The 23,384-nt window shown below is 55.8% G+C and carries 21 protein-coding genes and 1 tRNA gene; 15 read left to right on the top strand and 7 right to left on the bottom strand.

What is annotated here, in order from left to right; genetic code table 11:
* From QV747_RS03890 to mutM, 3 genes are all read right to left on the bottom strand, one after another.
* Positions 1–759, bottom strand: a complete 759-nt coding sequence (locus QV747_RS03890; protein WP_273429655.1) for a copper homeostasis protein CutC — start codon at positions 757–759, stop codon at positions 1–3.
* Positions 760–837: 78 nt separating this feature from the next.
* Positions 838–2,832, bottom strand: a complete 1,995-nt coding sequence (locus tag QV747_RS03885) for a dynamin family protein (RefSeq protein ID WP_051259022.1) — start codon at positions 2,830–2,832, stop codon at positions 838–840.
* Positions 2,833–2,910: 78 nt separating this feature from the next.
* Complete coding sequence (gene mutM / locus QV747_RS03880; protein ID WP_273429657.1) at positions 2,911–3,726, bottom strand: bifunctional DNA-formamidopyrimidine glycosylase/DNA-(apurinic or apyrimidinic site) lyase; 816 nt, start codon at positions 3,724–3,726, stop codon at positions 2,911–2,913.
* 84 nt (positions 3,727–3,810) lie between these two features.
* Between mutM and QV747_RS03875 the strand changes: the two genes are divergently transcribed.
* The 9 genes from QV747_RS03875 to QV747_RS03835 all read left to right on the top strand — a co-directional run bounded on the left by QV747_RS03875 (position 3,811) and on the right by QV747_RS03835 (position 11,121).
* Positions 3,811–5,553 (top strand): tetratricopeptide repeat protein, encoded by a 1,743-nt coding sequence (locus QV747_RS03875; RefSeq protein WP_273429659.1) that lies wholly within the window; start codon positions 3,811–3,813, stop codon positions 5,551–5,553.
* On the top strand, positions 5,519–6,118 hold the full coding sequence (locus QV747_RS03870) for an outer membrane lipoprotein LolB (protein ID WP_288791471.1): 600 nt from the start codon (positions 5,519–5,521) through the stop codon (positions 6,116–6,118). Before QV747_RS03875 ends, QV747_RS03870 begins: the two co-directional genes overlap by 35 nt.
* Positions 6,115–7,026, top strand: a complete 912-nt coding sequence (gene ispE / locus QV747_RS03865) for a 4-(cytidine 5'-diphospho)-2-C-methyl-D-erythritol kinase (protein WP_273429663.1) — start codon at positions 6,115–6,117, stop codon at positions 7,024–7,026. The genes QV747_RS03870 and ispE overlap by 4 nt, the downstream gene beginning before the upstream one ends.
* Positions 7,027–7,044: 18 nt before the next feature.
* Positions 7,045–7,121 (top strand) — tRNA-Gln (locus QV747_RS03860).
* 61 nt (positions 7,122–7,182) lie between these two features.
* Positions 7,183–8,133, top strand: a complete 951-nt coding sequence (locus tag QV747_RS03855; RefSeq protein WP_028450411.1) for a ribose-phosphate pyrophosphokinase — start codon at positions 7,183–7,185, stop codon at positions 8,131–8,133.
* 131 nt (positions 8,134–8,264) lie between these two features.
* Complete coding sequence (locus tag QV747_RS03850; protein ID WP_028450410.1) at positions 8,265–8,840, top strand: 50S ribosomal protein L25/general stress protein Ctc; 576 nt, start codon at positions 8,265–8,267, stop codon at positions 8,838–8,840.
* A 39-nt stretch (positions 8,841–8,879) separates the two neighbouring features.
* The gene (locus tag QV747_RS03845) at positions 8,880–9,359 is read left to right on the top strand and encodes a GNAT family N-acetyltransferase (protein ID WP_288791470.1); all 480 of its coding nucleotides are present in this window, start codon (positions 8,880–8,882) and stop codon (positions 9,357–9,359) included.
* A 74-nt stretch (positions 9,360–9,433) separates the two neighbouring features.
* Positions 9,434–10,048, top strand: a complete 615-nt coding sequence (gene pth / locus QV747_RS03840; protein ID WP_047396949.1) for an aminoacyl-tRNA hydrolase — start codon at positions 9,434–9,436, stop codon at positions 10,046–10,048.
* A gap of 14 nt (positions 10,049–10,062) precedes the next feature.
* The gene (locus tag QV747_RS03835; RefSeq protein ID WP_273429669.1) at positions 10,063–11,121 is read left to right on the top strand and encodes a GTP-binding protein; all 1,059 of its coding nucleotides are present in this window, start codon (positions 10,063–10,065) and stop codon (positions 11,119–11,121) included.
* Between the two features lie 3 nt (positions 11,122–11,124).
* Here QV747_RS03835 and QV747_RS03830 read toward each other — a convergent pair whose 3' ends face one another.
* The 4 genes from QV747_RS03830 to QV747_RS03815 form a co-directional block, all read right to left on the bottom strand.
* Complete coding sequence (locus QV747_RS03830; protein WP_028450407.1) at positions 11,125–11,658, bottom strand: hypothetical protein; 534 nt, start codon at positions 11,656–11,658, stop codon at positions 11,125–11,127.
* 261 nt (positions 11,659–11,919) lie between these two features.
* Complete coding sequence (ccsB, locus tag QV747_RS03825) at positions 11,920–13,224, bottom strand: c-type cytochrome biogenesis protein CcsB (RefSeq protein WP_273429672.1); 1,305 nt, start codon at positions 13,222–13,224, stop codon at positions 11,920–11,922.
* On the bottom strand, positions 13,221–15,266 hold the full coding sequence (locus QV747_RS03820; RefSeq protein WP_273429674.1) for a cytochrome c biogenesis protein ResB: 2,046 nt from the start codon (positions 15,264–15,266) through the stop codon (positions 13,221–13,223). Before QV747_RS03820 ends, ccsB begins: the two co-directional genes overlap by 4 nt.
* 81 nt (positions 15,267–15,347) lie before the next feature.
* Positions 15,348–15,962: a cytochrome c gene (locus QV747_RS03815; RefSeq protein ID WP_034619738.1), complete on the bottom strand. Its 615-nt coding sequence runs from the start codon at positions 15,960–15,962 to the stop codon at positions 15,348–15,350.
* 133 nt (positions 15,963–16,095) lie between these two features.
* Here QV747_RS03815 and yihA point away from each other — a divergent pair, with 133 nt between their 5' ends.
* The 6 genes from yihA to QV747_RS03785 form a co-directional block, all read left to right on the top strand.
* Positions 16,096–16,725, top strand: coding sequence for a ribosome biogenesis GTP-binding protein YihA/YsxC (gene yihA / locus QV747_RS03810; RefSeq protein ID WP_273429677.1), 630 nt, complete (start codon positions 16,096–16,098; stop codon positions 16,723–16,725).
* Positions 16,726–17,029: 304 nt separating this feature from the next.
* A complete protein-coding gene (gene pilG, locus QV747_RS03805) occupies positions 17,030–17,413 on the top strand; it encodes a twitching motility response regulator PilG (protein ID WP_028450402.1) in 384 nt (127 codons plus the stop codon).
* 41 nt (positions 17,414–17,454) lie between these two features.
* Positions 17,455–17,811 (top strand): PleD family two-component system response regulator, encoded by a 357-nt coding sequence (locus tag QV747_RS03800; RefSeq protein ID WP_373277574.1) that lies wholly within the window; start codon positions 17,455–17,457, stop codon positions 17,809–17,811.
* A 60-nt stretch (positions 17,812–17,871) separates the two neighbouring features.
* Positions 17,872–18,345, top strand: coding sequence for a chemotaxis protein CheW (locus QV747_RS03795; RefSeq protein WP_273429680.1), 474 nt, complete (start codon positions 17,872–17,874; stop codon positions 18,343–18,345).
* 36 nt (positions 18,346–18,381) lie between these two features.
* On the top strand, positions 18,382–20,559 hold the full coding sequence (locus QV747_RS03790) for a methyl-accepting chemotaxis protein (RefSeq protein WP_028450399.1): 2,178 nt from the start codon (positions 18,382–18,384) through the stop codon (positions 20,557–20,559).
* Positions 20,560–20,620: 61 nt separating this feature from the next.
* On the top strand, positions 20,621–23,384 hold a 2,764-nt coding region (locus tag QV747_RS03785; protein ID WP_288791469.1), incomplete at its 3' end, for an Hpt domain-containing protein.

Below are 23,384 nucleotides of genomic sequence, written 5' to 3'. Positions count from 1 at the left end.
TTAGGCGGCGCTCAGCGCGCTGCGCGCATTGGCCAGTAATTCGCGTACCAGCTCGGCGCGGGTTTCCACTAGGCTGTATTCATCTTGGCCCGGCGCGCCCATTTTGACCTGTGGGTTGAAATACTGCATGCCACTGGCGGCGGCGGCACGGCCGGAGCTATGAAATTCGCGGCAGCCAGTGGCGCGCACCAGCTCGGCAATATTGTGGGCTCGCACGCCGGCTCCGGGCATGACCTGCAGGCGCGTGCCAGCCTGCTGCTGCAATTCGCGCAGCAATGCCGCGCCTTCCAGCGCCGTGGGCGCTTGCCCACTCGACAGCAGTTTGGTGCAGCCGCAGCGGATAATGTCTTCCAGCGCTTGCTGCGGATCGCGCGCAACATCAAAGGCGCGATGGAAGGTCACTGGCAACGGCCCGGCCAATTCAACTAGACGCTGAGTACGGGGTATATCGACGGAGCCATCGGCGTTTAAGAGCCCGATGACAATACCATCCACCCCTATCTTCTTGCACATCAGCACATCGCGCTCCATCACTTCGAATTCCAGATCGCTGTACAGAAAATCGCCGCCGCGTGGGCGGATAATGACATTCAGCGTGATCCAGAGCCGATCGCGCGCGGCAGCCAGCTGGCCATAAGAGGGCGTGGTGCCACCTTCAAGTAGGTTGTCGCAAAATTCGACCCGGTGTGCGCCGCCTTCCTGTGCCGCCAGACACGATGTGACCGAGCCGGCGCAAATTTCCAGTTGCAGATCATCCATGCGTTCCTCCTTGTGTGGGCGCGAGCGCCCATAAAAAACGCCGCATTGCTGCGGCGTTGGGGTCAATGCGTGGGTTGATTATGCCACTTTGCTCTGCATTTCGGCCTGCAGCGCAGTGTAAACATTTCGCAATTGGCCGTTGAGCTCACCCATTTGTTCGGCCAACTGGCGATCGATTTCTTCCAGCTCGAGGATACGATCTTCCAGCGTATCGGTGGCTTTGTGAATACGTTTGATCGATTCCAGCCGGCGTCGCAGCTGCAATTGATGCTCGCGCACCTGCGTTTCCATCGGTGCCATCACGGCTTTCAGCCAGTTTTCCACATCGCGGTTGGCCACTTCAAACACATACACCACCCGGCTGGCCACCGTTTCAAAGAATTTATGCGTGAGGCGACCACGGCTGGTGGTGAGCAGATTGCCCACGGTATTGAAATGCTCGCGGAATGATTTCTCGAGGCGAGCCAACTCTTTGTGGTATTTCAGGGTGGAGAACGGTGGCGGTGTGGCGGTGCCCAAGCCGTGTTCTTCGCTGAATTTCTTATACATCGCGGCCATCATGGCCTGAATTTCGGCGATCTGCTCTGCAGATTTGGAAATCGAGCCATTCACATCGATGAAGAATTTATCCATCGTGGCCGACAAGCCGCCATCGCCAAACGAGAACAGGCTGCGCTCCATCTGGTCGCGAATGCGGTCGATTTCGGCTTTCAGTGCGTCTTTGCCCAAGAGCGAAAACAGCTTGTTGGTTTGCTGGGTAAAGACCGAGCGCAGCGCTTGAAAGCGCACCAAGCCTTGCTCGAACTGTTTTTTATCCAGTTGTACTTTGTCCATCATCTGCAAGATGACGTCTTGGTTTTTGCCGCGCAGCCCGGTCAGCTCGGTGAGCTGTTCGCTCACGCCTTCCTGGCGGGCTTGCAAAATCGCCCGGACGGCAGAGACCACGTCTTCCACTTCGCTTTGCGTGGCATCGCGCACGATATCTTGCTTGCCGGGCAGCAGATCATCTGAAAGCGCTTTTTCCAGCGCGGTGAGGCGGGATTGCACCAGCAGGGCGTCATCATTCTGAACTTTGGCCACCAGCGCTTTTTGCGCTGACACGGGGTACACCTGCTGCGGTGGCAGGCTGAGTAGATCCGCGGTGGTTTTAACCTGCTTGGCGATTTCCTGCTCGATTTCGGCGCTGGTTTTCAGGTCGTCCCACAGGCCATCAATCTTGTTCAGCACGACCAAGCGACCACGTTTGCCGCTCTGGTTGCGCACAATGTGGTTGCGCCATACTTCGATATCCGATTTGGTGACGCCAGTATCGGCGGCCAGAATAAACAGAATGGCGTGGGCGTTGGGCAGCAGGTTCAGCGTCAGCTCAGGCTCGGTACCGATGGCGTTCAGCCCTGGGGTATCGAGAATGACCAGACCTTGCTCCAGCAGCGGGTGCGGGAAGTTAATCACCGCGTGGCGCCAGCAGGGGATTTCTACCTCGCCACGTTGGTCAACAGTAATGACCTGATCCGGGTCGTTTTCATCGTACAGGCCGAATTTCTTGGCGGTTTCGATGTTGACGCGCTGGGTGCGGCCGATTTCTTTAAAGGCTTCCTGCATCGAATCGGCATCGTCGATATTCAGCGCGATGGTGTGCCATTCGTCTTGATAGCGGCGGTATTCCACCGTGGTGACGTTATCGGCGCGGGTTTCGATCGGCAACAGCTGCAGGCAAGGCGGTTTGCTGGCATCAAACAGCAGCTCGGTCGGACACATGGTGGTCCGGCCGGCGCTGGATGGCAAAATCCGCTTGCGATAATGGGCAAAGAAGATCGCGTTAATCAGCTCGGATTTGCCGCGCGAAAACTCGGCCACGAAGGCGATATTGAGTTTGTCTTCTTTCAGCCGCTCAATCATGGCCTGAATGCGCAGCGTGGTTTGCGTGTCATTCAGGTCTTGATCGCTCAGCCAGCGGGACAGCTGGGCAATCGAATGCGTCAGCGTGCCGCGCCATTGGCTATAGGCCTGAAAATTGGCGATCAGATGATCGTTGGCCGCGACTTCTTCCTGGTGCAGATAATCGGTGCTCATTTTGTCCCCTTGTGCGCCGGGCGCATCTGGCTGCTTGCCTTAATTATTCTCTGTTTATGCCGCGCCCTCTGGCGCTTGTCAATCTTGGCAGCGCGGACAATAGAAAGTCGCCCTCTGCGCCTGCCGGATTGTTGTAATTGCAGTACTACACACCCGGCAAGGCTGGCCCGCGCGGCCATAGACATAACTATTAATCATGAAGTATCCGGCCTTGCCATCGGTATCCACATAATCCCTTAAAGTGCTGCCGCCAGCAGTAATCGCCTCGGTAAGTGTGTGCTTGATCTCATTTACTAGGCGACTGATTTCGGCCGCTGTTAGGCTGTTGGCCGGGCGCTGCGGGTTGATGCGGGCGCGAAACAGTGATTCGGAGGCATAAATATTGCCGACGCCGACCACGATGTGGTTATCCATTAAATTGGGTTTGATCGGGGTGCGTTTATTGGCAAGCTGGCCAGCCAGATAAGTGGCATCAAACGCTGCGCTTAATGGCTCGGGGCCGAGTGCCGCGAGCTGCGGGTGCAGCAGTGGGTCGCCGGTGAGCCACAGCCAGGCACCAAAACGCCGGGGGTCGCGATAGCGCAGCAAATGGCCATTGGCGAGCACCAGATCGATATGGTCGTGTTTTTCGGCCGGATAGTTTTCGGTTAATACCCGCAGATTGCCCGACATACCGAGGTGAATGAGCACGGTGCCGCGCTCTACTTCGAGTAGTAAATATTTGGCTCGCCGGCGCACCGATAAAATGGTTTGCCCGGGCAAAATCTGCGCCAGCTCGGCCGGCACAGGCCAGCGTAGCCGCGGGTTGCGCACTATGATGTCAGCAATGGTTTGCTGTAAAAGATGATGCTCAATTCCGCGGCGGGTGGTTTCTACTTCGGGGAGTTCGGGCATGGGGCAGGGCCTGCAGTTGGACTTTGCCGCCTAGTTTACCTAATATCGACATTCCGTTTGTCGCCGCTCACTGTTGGAGCATTCATGACTTTCCCCCTTCGTGCTGTCTTGGTTTCCCTGAGTTTATGGCTTGGTGGCTGCGCCAGTACCTTGCCGCCAGCGGCCACCCCCAGCCCGACGCCAGCTGCCGCCGATAATGATGCCGATGCGCTGCCCCAATACAGCGAAGCGCAGCTACCCAAGCTGGAAATGAGCGATGAGCTGATGTTGCGCTTCTTAGTGGGTGATATCGCAGCGCAACGTGGTCAATTTGGCCTCGCCGCCGAAGCCTGGGTGGATCTGGCGCGCAAATCCAAAGACCCACGTGTGGCGCAGCGAGCGGCCCAGCTTGCTGTGGCCTCTGGGCAATTGGTGTTGGCGCAAGAAGCGACCGAAATCTGGATTGCCGCTGCCCCCGAGGCGCTCGCGGCACGGCAGCTGATGGTAAGCTTATTACTGCGTAGTGGCCGGCTGATTGAAGCCAAGCCGCATCTGCAAGCGATGTTTGCAGCTAAGCCCAGCGAAGTGGCGCCCTTTTTCCTGCAAATGCATCAGCTGTGGCCCAAAGAAGTGGATCGCCAAGCCGTACTCGATCTCACGCTCGAGCTAACTGCGCGCTACGATAATCTACCCGAGGCCCATTTTGCTCGCGCGGTTGGCTATGGCGGTGCCAAGCAAATCGACCCTGCGCTGGCCGAGCTGAATCTGGCCCTGAAGCAACGGCCAGATTGGGAGCCAGCGGTGCTGTATAAAGTGCAGCTACTGGAAGGCAAAGACCCGCAAGCCTCAGCCCAACTACTGGCGCAGGCTGCAAAAAATAATCCGCAATCGCTGGGCGTGGTACTCGCGCAAGCGCGCTTGGCGGCAGATAGTGGCGAATTGGTGCCGGCCCTGAGCGCCTACGAGCAGGTGCTGGCGAAAAACCCGGATCAGCTCGAAGCGCTGATCGGCCATGGTTTGGTGGCCATGCAACTTAATGAAGTGGCCAAGGCACAGCGCAGCTTGCTGCGCGCGGTCACGCTCAACCCCGCGGCCACCAGCCAGCTGGCCCCGTATCTGGGGCAGGTGGCCGAGCAGCAACACCAATATCAAGATGCGGTGGATTGGTATTTGAAAGCGGGCACCGATAAGCAAGCCTTGCTGCAGCCACGCTTGCCGCGGCTGTATGCCAAGCTCGGTCAGCAGGCCAAGGCCGATCAGGCGCTGGCTGCGCTACCGGTCGCCACCGCGAAAGAGCAGGCCAGCAAAGCGCAGATCGAGGCGCAGGTCTGGCGCGAGCGCCGGCAACTGAATAAAGCATTGGCCGCGCTGGATAAAGCCGTTGCGGCGCAGCCCGATGAGGCCGAGCTATTTTATGATCGCTCGCTGTATCGTGATCTGGCTGGTGATTACGCCGGGGCAGAAGCGGATTTGCGCGAATTTCTGCGGCAGCAGCCCAATAGCGTGAATGGCCTCAATGCCCTGGGGTATATCCTGGCGAACCGCACTGATCGTCTCGTTGAGGCGGATACCTACCTAGGGCAAGCTATTGCGATGCAGCCGGATAATCCGGTGATTCTGGATTCGCTGGGCTGGCTGCGCTTTAAGCAGGGTAAGGTGGCCGAGGCGCAGCAATTATTAGAGCGTGCCTACCGGCAGATGCCAGATGCTGAAGTCGCCGCCCACCTGGCCGAAGTGCTGGCGCAGCAAGGCGATATCGCGCGTGCCAAAGCGCTGCTGGATGAAGCGCTGGCGCGCCAGCCGGATGATGAGGTTGCGCTGGAAACTCGCCGGCGCCTGGGGCTTTGAGCGGATGAAAGGATTGGGATTGGCGCTGCTGGCTTTGTGGCTAGCAGCCTGTAGTTCGACGCCGTTGGCGCCGCCAGCGCAAGGCTTTGCCGCCAGTGGGCGGGTGAATATCCGCCAGGCTGAGCGGGCGGATACCGTGCAGTTTGTTTGGCAGGCCAGCGCCGAGCGTGACACGCTGGCGCTGAATACGCCGTTGGGTAATACCTTGGCCGAGTTGCGTTTGCGCTATGAGCGAGATATGGTGGTCGAGGCCGAGCTTGACCGCGGCACCGAGCGCCGCACGGCTCGCGACCCTGAAGCACTATTGCTGGAATTAACCGGCGTACAGTTGCCAGTCAGTGGGATGCGCTGGTGGTTGCGTGGCTTACCGGCGCCCACGGCAGCATTTAGCCGCGAGGGCGACACCCTCGTGCAGGCGGGCTGGCGGATTAGCCCTAGCGATTACCGGGGTGGCCAATGGCCCTATCGGATCGAGTTGCAACGGCTCGACAGCGCGCAGGATGCGATTAAAATCCGCGTTTTGATCAACGAATGGCAGCAGGCGAGCGTCGCCGCACAACCATGAGCACAGCTTCTTATCTTCCCGTCGTTGATGCGGCGGGCTTTCAGGCCTATCCGGCCCCTGCCAAGTTAAACCTGTTTTTGCATGTCACTGGCCGTCGCGCCGATGGTTATCATTTGCTGGAGTCGATTTTTCAGCTGGTTGATCGACAAGACACGATCTGGCTGCGCGTGCGGAACGATGCGGCTGTGGTGCATCACAATCCACTGCCGGGGGTGCCGGCTGAGAGTGATCTCACCGTGCGGGCGGCGCGGCTGTTGCAGCAACACACGGGCTGTCAGCTGGGGGTGGATCTGCGGGTGGATAAAGTGCTGCCGATGGGCGGTGGCATGGGCGGCGGGAGCTCCGATGCGGCCACCGTGTTGCTGGCGCTCAATCGGCTCTGGCAGCTGAATTTATCCCGCGCGGCCTTAATGGCGCTGGGTGTGCAGCTGGGCGCCGATGTGCCGTTTTTTCTGTTTGGGCGCACGGCGCTGGTAGAAGGTATTGGCGAACTCATGACGCCGATAGCGGTGCCCGAGCAGCAATTCGTGGTGCTACACCCGGCCGTGCATGTGCCTACCCCCGCGATTTTTGGCTCCCCAGATTTGCCGCGGAATACGGCCTCGGTGAAGGCGGCGCTACTGGCCGGTGAAGTCGACTGGATGCAATTGCACAACGATTTGCAAGCCGTTGCGGTGGCAAAATTCCCCCTGATTGGCGCGCAGCTAGACTGGCTCAATCAGTTTGCGCCCGCTAGAATGACGGGGTCGGGCAGTTGTGTGTTTGCAGCGTTTGCGCGGCAAAGTGCGCAAAAAAACGCTTCACAAAATCAGGCGGATGCAGTAATATCCTGCCTTCTTGAAGGGATGACCGGGTTTACCTGCTCTTCAATAAGTCAGCACCAGTTACTCGATTTTGCGACTGACTAAGTCAGCGGCAAATTCGTTAGGGGAGTCGCCAAGTTGGTTAAGGCACCGGATTTTGATTCCGGCATGCGAAGGTTCGAATCCTTCTTCCCCTGCCACCTATAAAAAGAAAAGCGTGTAATCACCGGTTACACGCTTTTCGTTTTTCAGGAATCGAAAATGGCTTACGACAGCCTCATGGTTTTTACCGGCAATGCCAACCCACGGCTTGCTGAGCGTGTAGTGAATCACCTGGACATCTCTCTGGGGCGCGCCACTGTTGGCCGCTTCTCGGATGGAGAAGTGACGGTGGAGTTGCTGGAAAACGTCCGTGGTCGTGACGTATTTGTATTGCAATCCACCTGTGTGCCGACCAACGACAACATCATGGAAATGATGTTGATGGTGGACGCGCTGAAACGGGCTTCGGCCGGCCGGATTACCGCCGCTATCCCTTATTTCGGTTATGCCCGCCAGGATCGTCGTCCGCGCTCAGCCCGGGTACCGATTTCGGCTAAAGTCGTAGCCAATATGCTGCAAGTGGCCGGGGTTGATCGCGTGTTGACGGTTGATGTTCACGCCGACCAGATTCAAGGCTTCTTCGATATTCCGGTGGATAATATTTATTCCACGCCAGTATTGCTGGCCGATATCCGCGCTAAAAACCATGAAGACCTGATGATTGTTTCTCCTGACGTGGGCGGCGTATTGCGTGCGCGGGCGATGGCGAAACAGCTGGGTGTGGATATGGCCATCATCGACAAGCGTCGCCCGAAAGCCAACGTGGCTGAGGTGATGCACATCATCGGTGATGTGAAAGATCGCACCTGTATCATCATCGACGACATGATCGATACCGCCAATACCCTGTGTAAAGCCGCTGAAGCACTGAAAAAATTCGGCGCGAAAAAGGTCATGGCTTATGCGACTCACCCGGTATTCTCGGGCGCGGCGGTAGAGCGCATCTTGCAGTCGGCGCTGGATGAAGTTGTGGTGACTGACACCATTCCGGTGTCGGAAGAAGCGCAAGCCAGCGGTCGTGTGCGCGTTGTTTCGATTGCGGGCCTGTTGGCAGAAACCATGCGCCGCATCAACAACGAAGAGTCGGTGTCTAGCCTGTTCGTTGATTAATTGATTTATACGGCCTGCAGGTATTGCCCTGCAGGCTTTGTAGTAAAAGCATTCTGAGGATATACCCTCTGAATCATATGCTTCTCTGGTCGCGGGGGGCGTATGTTGTTATCCAAACTGGAGTTTTAAAAATGACTTTCGAAATTCAAGCTAAAGCCCGTGAACTGCAGGGTACTGGTGCGAGCCGCCGCCTGCGTAAAGCTGGCCAACTGCCAGCCATCGTTTACGGTGCAGGCGAGCCTCAAGCTATCGCCCTCGATCACAACAGCATGTACTACACGCTGCAAGACGAGAAATTCCACACCGCTCTGATCAACCTGTCAGTTGACGGTGCAGCGGCTCAGCAAGTTCTGCTGCGCGCGGTGCAATACCACCCGTTCAAACAGCAAGTACTGCACGTTGACTTCCAGCGCGTAAACAGCGACACCGTTGTTGAGCTGAAAGTACCTCTGCACTTCGTGAATGGCGATACTTGCCAAGGCGTTAAACTGCAAGGCGGTAGCATCAGCAACGTACTGAAAGAAGTAATGGTTCGTTGTGCTGCTTCTAAACTGCCAGAGTACATCACTGTTGACCAAGCCAACCTGGCTGTAGGCAACCTGTCTGTACACTTGTCAGATCTGGTTCTGCCAGAAGGCGTACAACTGGTTTCACTGCTGCGCGGTGCAGACCTGGCGGTTTCTCTGCTGAACGGCGCGAAAGGCTAAGCTTTCGCACCTCGGTAGAGCCTAACGAGAAACCCCGCTTTGGCGGGGTTTTTTCATATCACTTTGGCAAAAAACATGCTGATTAGAAAAACACAAGCCGATGACTTGCCGCATCTTTTTACTCTGCGCAGCCGAACGCGGGAAAACCCGCTTAGTTTGTCGCAGCTCGAAGCTTTAGGCATTACGCCATGCAGTGCGGCTGTTGCGCTAGAGCGAGGATGGCATGTCGGCTGGTTGTGCGAACTCAACGAAAATTACGCTGGCTTTTGCGCTGTTGATATTCGCTCTGGCGAAATGTTGGTATTGGCCGTTGCACCGGAATACGAAGGCTTGGGTATTGGTCGTCAATTGCTTGAGCAAGCGGTAGCCACTCTGCAGGCGCACGGTGTGCCAAGAATCTGGCTCAGCGCTGTGCCAGATCCCAGATTAAGAGCTTATGGTTTTTACCGCTCGCAGGGGTGGCACTCGGTGCAGGTGCTCAGTGCTGATGAAGAAATTATGGAATATGGACTCAATTAGCATGTGTAGGGTGGGCGAATGTAGGTGCGGTATGATTCGTCTGAACGTTTAGCAGGCTATTAATTGAGCTGGATATGACAATAAAATTAATCGTAGGGTTGGGCAACCCGGGCGCCGAATACGCGGCCACCCGTCACAATGCGGGCTTCTGGCTGGTGGATGAGCTCGCCCGCGATGGCAAGATTATGCTGCGGCAGGACAGCAAATTTCACGGCCAAGTGGGGCGGGTGAATCTGGCTGGCCATGATGTTTGGCTATTGCAGCCGCAAACCTATATGAATCGCAGCGGCCTCGCGGTGGTGGCGCTGGCGCAGTTTTATAAAATTCTGCCTGACGAAATTTTGGTCGTGCACGATGAGCTGGATCTGGCGCCCGGTTTGGCCAAACTCAAGCAAGGTGGTGGTCACGGTGGGCATAATGGTCTGCGCGATATTCAGGCCCATCTGGGCACGCCCAATTACTGGCGCTTGCGCTTAGGCATCGGGCATCCGGGCAATAAGGCCGAGGTGGCTAATTTTGTGCTGAAACCGCCGCGGCGCGAAGAGCAGGAAGAAATCGATAAGGCCGTGATCAAGGCCTTGAGCGTGTTGCCTAAGCTGTTGGCCGGGCAAAGTGGCCAAGCAATGAGCCTCTTGCATACCGATGAAAGCAAGAAGCGCGAACACAAACCGGCCCCGAAATCCGAATAAACACCGAGCCTGCTATGACATCTGCCGCTGCCCCAATCCCTGTCAATATCGTTACCGGTTTTCTCGGGGTGGGTAAAACCACCGCCCTCATGCATTTGCTGGCGAATAAACCGGCCGATGAATACTGGGTCATTGTGGTGAACGAATTTGGCGAGGTGGGGATTGATGGCGCGAGCCTGTCGGCCGCGGGTGAGGGCTTGCAGGTGGCGGAAGTGCCGGGCGGTTGTATTTGCTGCACCACCAGCCCGCAGCTGCGAGTCACACTCACCAAGTTAGCCAGGGGTATTCGTCCGCAGCGCTTATTAATCGAGCCTTCTGGGTTGGGACACCCCGCGGGTATTGTGGATTTATTGCGCGACCCAATGCTCGCTAGCGCCTTTGAATTGCGCGCGATTGTCACCTTGCTTGATCCGCGGCATCTGGCCGATAGCCGCTACACCACGCACGAAACGTGGCGCGATCAGCTGCAATTGGCCGATGTGCTGGTGCTGAATAAATGTGATCTGGCCGACGAGGCGCAAATCACGGCGGCTGAGCAGATGGCGGCCGCCCAGTTTCCGCCCAAACTGGCTGTACAGCGAGCGCGGCAGGGCGTTTTTGCGGCTGATTTGTTGGACCTGGAATTACACCCCGAGCGCTGGCCAGCAGAGCCCGTGGCAGCGCCGCAGGGGCATCGTTTGCTGCCGCGCCGCAAGGCAGCTCCGGCTGCGGATGCCGGCGAGCAGCCTCTGGTGTGGCCGGTGCGCAAAACGCAATCCAGCCTTGGCTCGCATAGCTGCGGCTGGATTTTCTCGCCCGATACTTGGTTTGCCAGTGCCCAGGTGGCGGGCTTGTTTGAAGCGCTGCAAAGCCCCGATAACCTTGGGCTGGTGGGCTTGAGTCGGGCAAAAGGGGTGTTTCAGACCGAGCGCGACTGGTATCGCTTTGACTGGGTGGAAGGAATGGTGGGCGCTGCGCCTAGCGCCTACCGCCGCGATAGTCGTTTTGAGGTGATCGTAGAAAGCACAACAGCGCCCGATTGGGCGCTGCTGGAAGCACAACTCTTGGCGGCGATCATGACGCCGCGTCGCTAAACGTTAATCGCTCAGCGCGCTGCGCACCTGCCACATATACGAATCGGCCATGTCGTTAAGGCCGGCGTCGCGCATGGTGCGCTGCCAGCGGTCAATACAAAACTGCAGCTCTTCCGGTGTGCTCATCACATCGAATACATCCTGCAGCATAAATTCCAGCTTGCCGCCCAGATAGGTCTGGTCGGTCATGCTGATGATCCGGCGCACATTCTGTAGCGCTTTAGCGCTGGGCAGGCCTTTGAGCGGGGTTGAGCCTGGTGGCGGGATGGTTGGTTGTACCGTTGGATCGAAAATGCTGGGCAGGCGCTCAGGTGGCTGGCGCGCGCCTTCTTCAACGATCAGGCCCAGCTCCATTAGCTTAACCAGCCGGAGTTTGAGCTCTTCCAGATTTGGGCTAAAAGCGGCCAGATCGGCGATCCGGTTCTGGCCATCAATCAGAAACAGCAGTTGACGCTGCTTGATCGGGAAGCCGGCCGAGCGGTTTTGCAGCTCGTGGTTGCCGAGTTCCGTGCGGATGAATAGCGTGTTGTTATCCATGGTGTAAACATGCCTTTTTGTGGCGTAGCAGCATAGCGAGCGAACATGTTATCGCCGACCTTGCACCCGTGGGTGTGTGGAAATGTTACCGGGGTATCTTGCGGCGGCGCAAGAATAAGCAAATGATGATGCAAAGCCTGTATTAACAAGGCTTTTGCGCTGATTTGCTGGCGCTTTTGGCTGGCGGGCAGTTTCAAACGATTGTTGCAAAATGGAAACAGGCCACCCGTGGGTGGCCTGTTGGCGTCAAACAGCTCTGGTCTACAGCCCGCCGTAGGAGTGCAGGCCGGAGAGGAACATATTCACGCCAATAAAGGCAAAAGTGGTAATAAACAGCCCGACCACCGACCACCAAGCCAGCACTTCACCGCGCCAGCCTTTCACCAGCCGGATATGCAGCCAGGTGGCGTAATTCAGCCACACGATCAGCGCCCAGGTTTCTTTCGGATCCCAGCTCCAGTAGCCGCCCCAGGCATCTGCTGCCCACATTGCACCCAGTACGGTGGCGATGGTGAAAAACAGAAAGCCGACGGCAATGGCTTGGTATGACACTTCTTCCAGCATGTCGGGCTTAGGGAAGACATGCTGCAAGCGGCCACGATTGGCGGCAACCAGCAGCAGGCCGGCAATGCTATAGCCAAATTTCGCCGCAAAGCCAACGCCGGTGAGGTTATTTGGATCGCTAGCGAGGCTGGCGGCGTTCAGGTGGGCAAGCAGGGTGAGTGCAAACACGGCCAGCGAGCCCACCAGCAGGCCTTTGCGAGTGGCGGGCTGGATGGCTTTCGGGCTGGCCAACAGCCAGGCAATGCCCAACATAGCGGCGATCGCGAACGCACCATAGCCAACAAAGTTCGCTGGCACGTGGATCTTCATCCACCACGATTGCAGTGCCGGAATCAGTGGCTGAATTTCATGCGCCTGTCGATCAAAGGTGTACCAGATGATAAAGGCGACGGCCGCACAGATAATCGGCAGTACAAACGCGCCCATGGAGCGAGCCTGAAATTTCGCCTCGTAATACAGATACATCAGCGCGGTGATCAGACAGAACAGAATAAATACTTCGTAAAGATTCGAGACCGGGATATGCCCAATGTCGGCACCGATCAGATAGCTTTCATACCAGCGCACCAGCTTGGAGGTCATGGCCATGACGGCGGCGGCCCAGGTTAGGCCAGTGGCAACCCGCAGCGCGGTGGCCGAGCGTTTAAAGAGGCCCAGCCAGTAAACAAACATTGCCAAGAAAAAAAGCACGCACATCCACATCACCGCCGATTGGCTAGACAGGATGTACTTGAGCCAGAACGCGCTCTGCCCACGGGCAAGCTCGCCCTGATACAAGCCAATGGCCGCCAGTGCCAGCAAGGCCGTGAGCGGGAAATACCAGCGCATGGGTTTCCAGAACCAGCCCAGCCAGATCAGGCCGGCGGCTGAGCCCAGCAAAATGCCTTGCTCGTAATAATCCAGATAGCCGTGATAGAGCTGCCAAGTCAGGCAGCCAGCCAGCACAATTAGTGCCGCGTAACCATAGTCGGCCCAGTTGCGGGCGGGGGTAAGTGCATTCATGCGTCAGACTCTTGCTCGGTAGGTTTCTGCCCCAGCAGTTGTTGCTGGTGGCGGGCAAATTCGCGATCCAGATCCGGGGTTTTGCGATTGCTGCTCATCGCCAGCAAGGTGCCTTGCTCGCTCAGATGCACCCACAGCCGGTTGTCCCGGATGTAGAACATGCAGAATACGCCCAGAATCAGCAGCAGCGAACCCAGATACACCACGTTCTTGCCGGGTGAGCGGGTGAGCTGGAAGCCGCTCGCTTTGACCTCGTTAAAGCCATTCAGTTGCAGGACAATCGGGCTGCCGTAATCAAACAGCTGGCTGGTGGCCACCAAGCTATCCATCAGAAAGCGATAGTTGGCTTCATTCATCGGCAGTTGTGGCAGCCCCGCGCGGCCGGTGGCCACATCCATGGCATCAATCACCGCACCCTGCAGGACTTTTAGATAGGTTTGCGCTACGGCTTGGCGTTTGTCATCGGGGACTTTCTCGGCCAAGAAGCGATCAATCGCTGGCAGGCCGCCTTGCGCAAATTGGCTGAGTACCGTTTGGGTGACTTCGGCAAACTGAGCTTGGCTTTGTGCCGACACGCCACCGCCAGCTTGAGCTTTGGCCGCGGTGCGGCGAGCGATCTCCGCATGCAGGCTTGGATCCAGCAAGGTTTGGCGCAGGCGGATAAAGCTGGCGATCTGGTTGTCGCTATCTAGGGGTATGCGCACGAAGCTAAATGGTGCTGATACTTCCCGGCGTATACCCGTCATAAAGTAGCTGGCACCATTTTCAAAAAACGGAGCCATATAGTTTTGATATTCCACCGCTTGGCCGGTGTCATCGCGCAATTTGAATTGCACCATAGGGCCAAGGTTGCGCAGATTTTTGCTGCTGGTGACGGCTTGCGCGCTGGCCAGCCGCTCTTGCAGTTTATCCACCGCGACAGCCGAAGTGCTGCCTTCGGCGGGTTTGCCAAGATCTTCGATATTGAACGGGCGCAGATCGCCGACTTCCAGTTGATATTGGCGGCCAGCTAAAGTGAGGGCTTGATTGGTTTGCGAGCGGGTATTGAGCGGGCTGGTTTTGCCGCTGGCCAGATCCCACTGCATAAATTCCAGGCCCGAGCCGCCATCGCCAAAGCTGGCCTGATAGATGGCTACCCCATCAACGATCAGCGGGTGATTCACTTTCACCGTGCCGCTTTGGATGACCTTGCCACTTTGTAGATCCAGCACATCAATATCGCTGGCAAACAGCTTGGGCATCCCGGTGGAGTAATGCTCAATATGAAATTTTTTGAGTTTGAGCGCGAAGGGCAGCTCTTGCACAAAATAGCCATTGCCGGCATTCAGAAACACGACTGAAGCGCTGCTCCCTTCGCTTAAGGTGACATTGCCACGGAAAGACAGATTATTGCTCTCAAGCCGGCTGATGGCTGGAATCTGGCTTTGTGGAATATCCCGTACTTCCGGGGCTTTCAGGCCAAAGGTTTCCAGTAGTTTTAATGGCAAATTGCCATCCATCAGGCCGCCAATACAAATCACCACAATCGCCAAATGAGCAAAAAGATAGCCCAGTTTTTGCCAGCTGCCTTTTTTAGCCGCCAGCAGGGTGGTATCGCCCTCGTGGCGGATTTTGTAGCGATAACCTTCGCGTTGCAGATAACTTTCAATGGCACTGGTTTCTAGGCGCTTAGCTTGTTCCGTGTGGTGGCTGATCAGGCGCAGCGAATTTAAGCTGGCTTTTTCGCGGTAGCCTTTGAAGTCGCGCACAACGCCCGGCCAGTGACGCCAGATGCACAAACTGGTCGATACCACGAGGAAGGTCAGAATAACCAGAAACCAGCTGGCGTGGTAAACATCAAACAGCCCCAAGGGCTGGAAAATGCTGAACCAGAACTCACCAAATTCCACCCGGTAATTCACATAGGGCTCGTTCTGTTTTAAAACGGTGCCGATGATGGACGCAATGGCCAGAATGGTGAGCAGGCTGATGGCAAAGCGCATGGATGACAGCAGGTCAAACAAGGCGCGGCGGAAGGGCAAATGGCGGGAAGCTTGGGTCATAAACTAAAAAAGGGGCAGAGGTCGTGCTGACCTTGACCCCTCTTGGTAAGCAACAGGAACCGCAAGTTCCTGCGCGAATGATTAATGAAGTGCCTGAATGTACTCAGAAACCGCTTTGATCTCTTGGTCAGACAATTTGGCGGCGATTTCGCTCATCGGCTGGTTGTTGTTGCGCTCGCCGACTCGGAATGCAGTCAGCTGGGCCGCAGTGTAAGCCGCATGTTGGCCGCTCAGGCGTGGGTATTGGCCAGGAATGCCCGAACCCGCTGGGCCGTGACAGGCCATACAGGCAGGTACGTTTTTGCTGGCAACGCCGCCGCGGTAGATTTTCTTGCCGGCTTCGATCAATTCTTTATTTGAGGCGCCTTGAGCTTTCGGTTTTTGCTGGCTGAAATAAGCGGCCACATTGGCCATATCGGCATCTGACAGCGGGGTAGCCATACCCAGCATCACGGCATTTTTACGCTTTTGGGTCTTGAATTCATGCAACTGCTTCACAATGTATTCTGGGTGCTGGCCAGCCAGACGCGGGTTTGCACTTGCGACACTGTTGCCATCAACGCCGTGACAGGCGGCACAAACTTGATCGACGATCACTTTGCCCTTGCTGGGGTCGCCTTTGCTGCCGGCGGCGAAAACTGCCGGCGCCATCATCAAAAGTGCTGCTAGCTTGATTGCTACAGTCGTGCTGCGCATAAATCCGCTCCCGTAATTGTGCGTATTTGTCGGTGCTTTGGGTGGACTTTTGTCCGGTTGTTGCCGACGATGGTCTATCAAATGCTGGTATTCTATAGCAAGACCCCGATACAAACCACTATGGCGCTTTCAGATGTCCCTATTTCAAGGCCTTACTTTTCTCACTACCGTCAATGATTTAAAAGCACTTCCACCCGACGGGCTAGAAGTGGCCTTTGCTGGTCGTTCTAATGCTGGTAAATCCAGTGCAATCAATACGCTGGCCAATCACACCCGGCTTGCATATGTTTCAAAAACACCTGGCCGTACTCAGCATATCAATTACTTCGATTTTGGCCAGTTACGGCGACTGGTGGACTTGCCCGGCTATGGTTATGCCGCGGTGCCTGAAAAAATCCGCCTGCATTGGCAGGGCCTTTTGGGGAAATACCTGGAAACCCGCCCGAATCTGATTGGCCTCGTGCTGATTATGGATAGCCGCCGCCCGTTGACCGAGCTGGATCGGCTGATGCTCGATTTCTTTATGCCGACCGGCAAACCGATTCATTGCGTGCTGACCAAGGCTGATAAGCTCAATAACCAAGAAAAAACCCAAGCGCTGCGCACGGTGAAAAAAGAATTCGCCGATTATCCGCATATCACGGTGCAGCTGTTTTCCAGTTTGAAAAAACAGGGCGTTGATGAAGTCGAGCAAGTGGTGGGGGCTTGGTTTGCGGCTGCGATGGCTACCGAGCAGGATGAAGAGCCGATGGACGGGGAATAAATTTCCTTGCTTAATGAGTCAGTCCGGCTATTTTGAACTCTAGGTGCGCCCCTGCACCTCCCGCTTTTCCTCCCTGAGCGGGGCTCCGTTTGGAGCATCTATGTGGCCCCAGTCAAGGATAATTTCGGCTGGGGTTTCTTTTTTTCTACGCTTTCTGTATTAGCCTTGTCTAAATCCTTCCCGCCAGCATAAGATTTTAGCCTTAATAGAAAATCAACTAGATAACACGCGCTTTAAAGCGCCTGTGCTATCGTTGCAGTGTCAGCCGTGTGCCGCGCGCGGCAATGGAATCGGGGAGGTTGAGATGTCGAGTTTAGCGGGTGTTAAAGTGATGGTGATCGATGATAGCAACACCATCCGCCGCAGTGCCGAGATCTTCCTAGGGCAGGCCGGATGTGAAGTGATCTTGGCTGAAGATGGGTTTGATGCCTTGGCCAAAATTGCCGATCATCATCCGCATGTCATTTTTGTCGATGTTATGATGCCGCGTCTGGATGGTTATCAGACCTGCGCCTTGATCAAAAAGAACCCGCGCTTTAAGTCAACCCCAGTGGTGATGCTGTCTTCTAAGGATGGCTTGTTTGACCGTGCACGTGGGCGCATGGTGGGCTCTGACGAATACCTAACCAAACCATTTACCAAAGACAGCTTGTTGACTGCGGTACGCTCACACGCTGGCTTAGCCTAATTTGTTGATTGAATTTACTTTGTGGATAAACCGAAATGGCCATCAAAAAAATCCTGATCGTTGATGATTCTCCAACCGAACGTCATTTCTTGGGTGAATTGCTAACGAAAAACGGTTTTCAGATTATGACTTTGGAGTCGGGTGAAGAAGCTGTTGCCAAGACCAAAGACCTGATGCCTGATTTGATCCTGATGGATGTGGTAATGCCGGGTATGAATGGCTTTCAGGCTACCCGCACCATCAGTCGCGATGAAGCGACTAAGCATATCCCTATCATCATGTGTACCTCGAAAAATCAAGAAACCGATATGGTCTGGGCGAAGCGCCAGGGCGCGGTTGAGTACGTCGTAAAACCTGTGGATTCGCAAGAGTTGCTTAGCAAAATTGCCAGTCTGTAATTCTCGGTAGGGCTCAGCATGGCAAAACGGATTAGTTTGCGAGAGTACCAGCAAGGGGTAATGGACCGCTTGCAATCTGCCGCCGCAGTGGCTCAGGTCGATGCGCGTTTGGGTATTCAGATTGGTACGGAAAACTGGCTGGTGGATTTAGGTGACGTCGCTGAAGTGATGCCGCTGCCCTTGGTCGCGGGGGTGCCGCTGGCTCATCCTTGGTTTAAGGGCATCGCCAATGTGCGCGGAAATTTGGTCAGCGTAACCGACCTGCCTGCGTTTCTGGGTTTGAGCCATCCTGGGTTTAACAATATGTCGCGGCTGGTGATGTTGCAGCCTCGGCATTTGCCGCATGCGGCAATCCTGGTTAATAAAATGCTGGGCTTGAAACACTTGGCCGATTTTAGCGCTGAGCCTGCGGCGGCCGATGCGCCACCTTGGCTGGGTGATCGCTATCGCGATGCGGCAGGGGCAGAATGGAAAACACTAATTATTGAAGAGCTGGCGAAACAGCCAAGCTTTTTGCAAACAGGTATTGCATAAAAACGATCACTATTGGGTGTGGTTTGGGAGGCAGCAATGGGAGTGGTGGATAAAATCAAGGGGCTCTTTTCGGGTAGCGATCAGGCTGGAAAGGCCGAACCGAAAAAGCAATCGTTCGATCCGTCGAGAACAACGTGGATCTTGGACAAAATCCGCCTGCCGGAAGGCGATACTTCACAGCTGGCTAAACCGCTGCCGCTGATCGGGCATCTGCCATCACGGCAACAGATGGCCATCTTGCTGCTGGTGATGGTGCTCAGTTTGCTGCTGTTTGCGCTGACTGCATTTTTGTCTTTCCGCTCAGCGGAAACCAATGCCAACCACCAAGCGATTGCGACGGAAATGCAGATGCTTTCGCAGCGTTTGGCACGGGCGTCTAATCAGGCGGTGCAAGGTAATGAAGAAGCGTTTGGCATTTTGCAAGACGCCTATACCAAGTTTGATGCCAACTTGACCGAACTGACCGATGCCCAAGGCTCTTGGAATCTGTTTCAAGTTTCTGGCTCTGAGCTGATCGGCAAGATTACCGAAACTTGGAATGCGTCTTACCGCCCTAATCCAAGCCGGCCAACGGTTGATACCATTCTGAAGCAAAAACCCCAGCTGATTACCATTGGTAAGAGTGTGGATGGTATTAACGTCAATGATGCCAAGCTACTCGAGCAAACCCAGCAGCTGACTTCGATGCTGGCCGATGGCGGTGCAAACGCGCGGGAACTGGACTACGCCAATCAGCTGTCGATGTTGTCGCAGCGGATGTCGAAAAACGCCAATGCGATGCTGGCCTCTGAGCTGATCAACCCTGAGGTGGTATTCCTTTTGGGCAAAGACGTATCGACGTTTAAAGAAATCCTGAAAGGCTTTGCCGAAGGCAATCAAGAGCTGCAAATTCGTGCGGTAGAAACCACTGCGCTGGCCGAAAAAATCGAACAGATTCAAAGTCTGTTTAAAGACTTTGAAGTGGTGGTGGCTTCGTTCTCAACCAATATGCAGCCCTTGGTGAATACTCGCTTGGCTAATCAGGCGATTGTGCGAGATTCGGATAAGCTGCTGACCGATACCGCTGAACTGGCAACCCAGTATGACAATAAAACCGGTGGTTTCATTGTTGGTGCCTTGGAGCTGGTGCTGATCGGTTTGGCCTTGGGCTCATTGCTGTTGCTGGTACGTGTATTCAACCAAGAGTCGGTAAAACGTCGTTTGGCCTCCGAGGCTGAGAACCGCAAAAATCAGGACGCGATTTTGCGCTTGCTGAATGAAATGGGTGACTTGGCCGATGGTGATCTGACCATTCGTGCTTCGGTAACCGAGGACCTGACCGGTGCGATTGCTGACTCGATTAACTTTACGATTGAAGAGCTGCGGACGCTGATTACGGGGATTAACCGTGCGACTGACAAGGTAAATTCATCGACCGCTCAGGCGCAGCAAATTTCTGAGCAGCTGCTGCAAGCCGCTGAGCGTCAGTCGCGCGAGATTGAAACCACTAATCGCAACGTTGAGCAGATCGTTCAGTCGATTCAGGACGTATCATCCACCGCCGCCCAATCGGCAGATGTAGCCCAAACCTCGCTGCAAGCCGCAGAGCAGGGTGCGGATGCGGTAAATAACCAAATTAAAGGGATGAACGAGATTCGCGAGCAGATTCAGGAAACTGCAAAACGGATTAAACGTCTGGGCGAATCGTCGCAAGAGATTGGCGAGATCGTAGAGTTGATCTCCGACATTACCGAACAGACCAACGTACTGGCTTTGAATGCCGCGATTCAGGCCGCCGCCGCCGGTGAAGCTGGCCGTGGCTTCTCGGTGGTAGCGGAAGAGGTTCAGCGACTGGCGGAGCGCTCTGGTGAAGCAACGAAACAGATTGGCGCGATTGTGAAAACGATTCAGGCCGATACCCACGATGCGGTCGCGGCGATGGAAGTGTCGACGCAAGGTGTAGTGGAAGGGGCGAAACTGTCTGATTCGGCCGGTACGGCGCTGGCAGAGATCGGTCGCGTATCACGTGAACTGGCTCGTCTGATTGAATCGATTGCCCACGAAACTGAGGGTCAAACTGCATTGGCGGCCAAAGTAACCGACACTATGCGTGACATTTTGGCCATTACTGAACAAACCACCCAAGGTACCAAACAGTCGGCTGAAGCGGTTGGTGAGCTGACTGGTCTGGCCTCTGAGCTGAAGTCTTCGGTGGCCGGCTTCAAGCTGTCTTGATTTTTTTCTGATCTGACAGGGTTGAACCGTTGGTTCAACCCTTCTTTCATGGGATTCTGCCATGAGCATGCATACTGAATTCGATAAAAGCTCGTTGCTGTGGGTGAACGCAGAAATCGAGAATACGCTGGCTCAGGCCCGGCAATCCTTGCAGCAATTCAAGGATAAATCCGATGCTTCCCATCTCAAACATGCCGCTAGTTACTTGCACCAAGCCTATGGTGCGCTAGAGCTGGTTGAGCTGACTGGGGTGGCGCGATTCTGCGAAGAAATTGAGCAGGTGATTTTTGCCCTTGAGCGTGGCGACCTCACCGTCGAGAGCTTACCCACCATTGAGCAAGGCCTGGCCGATATCAATCAGTATCTGCAACGGCTGATGGCTGGCATGCCGAATATTCCACTGAGCCTGCTGCCCACCTTCCGGCTGCTGGCACAGTTGCGCAAAGGCAGTGCTTCAGGGGCGGAATTGTTTTTCCCGCAACTGATGCTGGATTTGCCCGTGGGCTTGCCCAGCAATCCGCTGGCGGCCGAAGCGCTCACCGCGCTGATCCGCGAGCAGCGCAAACGCTATGAGAGCGGCCTGTTGCGCTGGCTGAAAGGGCAAAATCAGGTCACCCCAGTGATGGCCGCCGCTTTGGCGGAGCTAGCCAAAGCGCAATCATCAAGTATACCGCGTGCTTTCTGGTGGACCGCGGCGGCGGTAATTGATGGCCTAGGTACTAACCGCGCCGGGCTGGATCTTGAGCCTAAGCAGCTCCTGCTGCGTTTGAATTTGCAAATTCGGCGTTTGGCTGATGGCTCAAGCAAGGTGGCCGAGCGCTTATTCCGTGATTTGTTGTATGTACTGGTCCAGCTCGATACCGATAGCGCACTGGCAAAAGGTCTTGCGCAGCAGTTTGAATTGGCGGCCATGCTGCCAAATGAGCAGGACGTCATCTCGGCCGAAAGCGTTGCTGGGCAACAGCTCGCGCGCAGTTTGCGCGATGAATTGGGCCAAGCCAAAGATCTGTGGGCGCGGGTAGCCAGCGGCAATCAAGAAAAACGCAGCCAAGTGCAGCAGCATTTGCGCCAAGTGTTGGCCAAGAGCGAAGCGCTGCAAATTGATGGCTTTGCAGGTTTGTTGCAAGGTTTGCTAACGGCAAGCGATAGCCCGCAAGCGGCCGACACCTTGGCACTGGAAATCGCCACCGGGCTCTTGCTGGCCGAAAATGCGCTGCTGATTTATCCAAGTCAGGCCGAAGATTTCAGCGAGCAAGTTCATGCGCTGCTCGCCCGCTTGCAAGACCCAGCGGCTAGCCACGAATTACCGCAGCTGGATGAAGTGAGTCGCGAAGCTCAGGAGCGGATGTTGCTGGGTCAGCTGTCGAATGAGATTCGCAGCAATCTGCAAAGCATCGAAGAAATCCTGGATGCATTCTTCCGTGACCCGGCGCAGCGCCACCAGCTTGAGCAAATCGAGCCGATGCTGCATCAGGTGCAAGGCGCACTGATGATGCTGGATCGCCCGCAGGCGGTTGAGCTATGCCACCAATGCCTGTTGCGGATCACCAGTTATATGGAAGCCGAAGAGCTGCCAGAGCAAAGCAAGCTCGAAGAGCTTGCTGAGGCGCTGTCGGCATTGGGCTTCTATGTTGATGATCTTGCACAAAAACGGGATGAAGAGAATCAACTACTGCCGATGCTGCATCGCTTGCAAGGCGAGCAGGATCAGCCCGCTCTGATCGAAGAAGCCCCGTTGGCGGCGCTGGAAGCCGAGCCCGAGGTGCAGGGTATTGTTGAGGCGCCCGTCGCAGTGAAAGCGCCAGAGCCGGTGCTTGAAAATAAACCACTGCCGGTCTCAGAAGCGGCGATGGATGCCGAACTCTTGGAGGTCTATCTCGAAGAGGCGGTCGAAGTGCTGGCGGCGATTGAGCAGAATATTGACGTACTGCGCACCGATCCACAGCAGCACGAAGCCATCACCACCATCCGCCGTAGTTTCCACACTCTGAAGGGCAGTGGCCGCATGGTCGGGCTGTTCCAACTGGGTGAAGTGGCCTGGTCGATCGAGCAGGTGATGAACAAATGGCTACAGCTGGAAAAACCAGTCACGCCACGCCTCTTGGCCTTGTTGGAACTGACCCACACCGCGTTTGGTAACTGGGTTCAACAGTTGCAAAAAGAGGGGCATGTCTCGGTAGAGAGCAGCGCAATTGAGCTGGAGGCCAATACCCTGCGGAGTATGGCTGAAACGGGTGAAGATGAAGCGCCTGCGCCGGTGGCTGAAGTAACACTCGAGGAGCCCGCGCTCAGCGAAGAAAATACCGACATCCAAATTGGCGCGGTGGCTGTGTCACCTGTGTTGTTTGGCATCTTCTGCGATGAGGCCAAAAAACACTTGGCAGCGCTGCAGCATGGCGTGGCCGTGCTGGCGGAAACCAATCAAACCGAGCCACAGTTTATTCTGGCCGCCCATACCCTGGGTGGTATCGCTTCGACGGCGGGCTTCCGCCCACAGGGGGAGCTAGCCTACGCCGTTGAGCATGGCCTGCAAAATCTGGGCGCCGAAGCCGGTGAACATAAAGATCTGTTCGCCGATGCCGTAAACACCCTCGATATCATGCTGGGCATGATTTTCAACCAGCAAGTGCCACCGACCGCACCAGGCTTGGTGGCGCGGTTGAGCGAGTTGCAGGCAAGTGGAGCCGAACTCTCGCTCGATGGCGAGGAAATAGCGGCCGATGCCGCACCTGCAGCTCTGGCGTTTGATACTGAGTTGGTGCCAGCATTTGCCGAAGCCGAAGCCGAAGCCGAAGCCGAAGCCGAAGCCGAAGCCGAAGCCGAAG

Source organism: uncultured Chitinibacter sp., assembly GCF_945957625.1.
GTDB lineage: Bacteria > Pseudomonadota > Gammaproteobacteria > Burkholderiales > Chitinibacteraceae > Chitinibacter > Chitinibacter tainanensis.
Note: the sequence above shows the minus strand (reverse complement) of the source record. Positions and strands in the feature narration are given on the sequence as shown.

What these genes read in the sequence shown, in the direction of transcription:
- QV747_RS03815 (WP_034619738.1), bottom strand. Translation starts at nt 15,962, where the DNA reads ATGCGCAGCACGACTGTAGCAATCAAGCTAGCAGCACTTTTGATGATG.
- QV747_RS03830 (WP_028450407.1), bottom strand. Translation starts at nt 11,658, where the DNA reads ATGGATAACAACACGCTATTCATCCGCACGGAACTCGGCAACCACGAG.
- QV747_RS03820 (WP_273429674.1), bottom strand. Translation starts at nt 15,266, where the DNA reads ATGACCCAAGCTTCCCGCCATTTGCCCTTCCGCCGCGCCTTGTTTGAC.
- QV747_RS03855 (WP_028450411.1), top strand. Translation starts at nt 7,183, where the DNA reads ATGGCTTACGACAGCCTCATGGTTTTTACCGGCAATGCCAACCCACGG.
- QV747_RS03790 (WP_028450399.1), top strand. Translation starts at nt 18,382, where the DNA reads ATGGGAGTGGTGGATAAAATCAAGGGGCTCTTTTCGGGTAGCGATCAG.
- mutM (WP_273429657.1), bottom strand. Translation starts at nt 3,726, where the DNA reads ATGCCCGAACTCCCCGAAGTAGAAACCACCCGCCGCGGAATTGAGCAT.
- QV747_RS03835 (WP_273429669.1), top strand. Translation starts at nt 10,063, where the DNA reads ATGACATCTGCCGCTGCCCCAATCCCTGTCAATATCGTTACCGGTTTT.
- QV747_RS03890 (WP_273429655.1), bottom strand. Translation starts at nt 759, where the DNA reads ATGGATGATCTGCAACTGGAAATTTGCGCCGGCTCGGTCACATCGTGT.
- QV747_RS03875 (WP_273429659.1), top strand. Translation starts at nt 3,811, where the DNA reads ATGACTTTCCCCCTTCGTGCTGTCTTGGTTTCCCTGAGTTTATGGCTT.
- pilG (WP_028450402.1), top strand. Translation starts at nt 17,030, where the DNA reads ATGTCGAGTTTAGCGGGTGTTAAAGTGATGGTGATCGATGATAGCAAC.
- QV747_RS03885 (WP_051259022.1), bottom strand. Translation starts at nt 2,832, where the DNA reads ATGAGCACCGATTATCTGCACCAGGAAGAAGTCGCGGCCAACGATCAT.
- QV747_RS03795 (WP_273429680.1), top strand. Translation starts at nt 17,872, where the DNA reads ATGGACCGCTTGCAATCTGCCGCCGCAGTGGCTCAGGTCGATGCGCGT.
- yihA (WP_273429677.1), top strand. Translation starts at nt 16,096, where the DNA reads ATGTCCCTATTTCAAGGCCTTACTTTTCTCACTACCGTCAATGATTTA.
- ispE (WP_273429663.1), top strand. Translation starts at nt 6,115, where the DNA reads ATGAGCACAGCTTCTTATCTTCCCGTCGTTGATGCGGCGGGCTTTCAG.
- QV747_RS03850 (WP_028450410.1), top strand. Translation starts at nt 8,265, where the DNA reads ATGACTTTCGAAATTCAAGCTAAAGCCCGTGAACTGCAGGGTACTGGT.
- ccsB (WP_273429672.1), bottom strand. Translation starts at nt 13,224, where the DNA reads ATGAATGCACTTACCCCCGCCCGCAACTGGGCCGACTATGGTTACGCG.
- pth (WP_047396949.1), top strand. Translation starts at nt 9,434, where the DNA reads ATGACAATAAAATTAATCGTAGGGTTGGGCAACCCGGGCGCCGAATAC.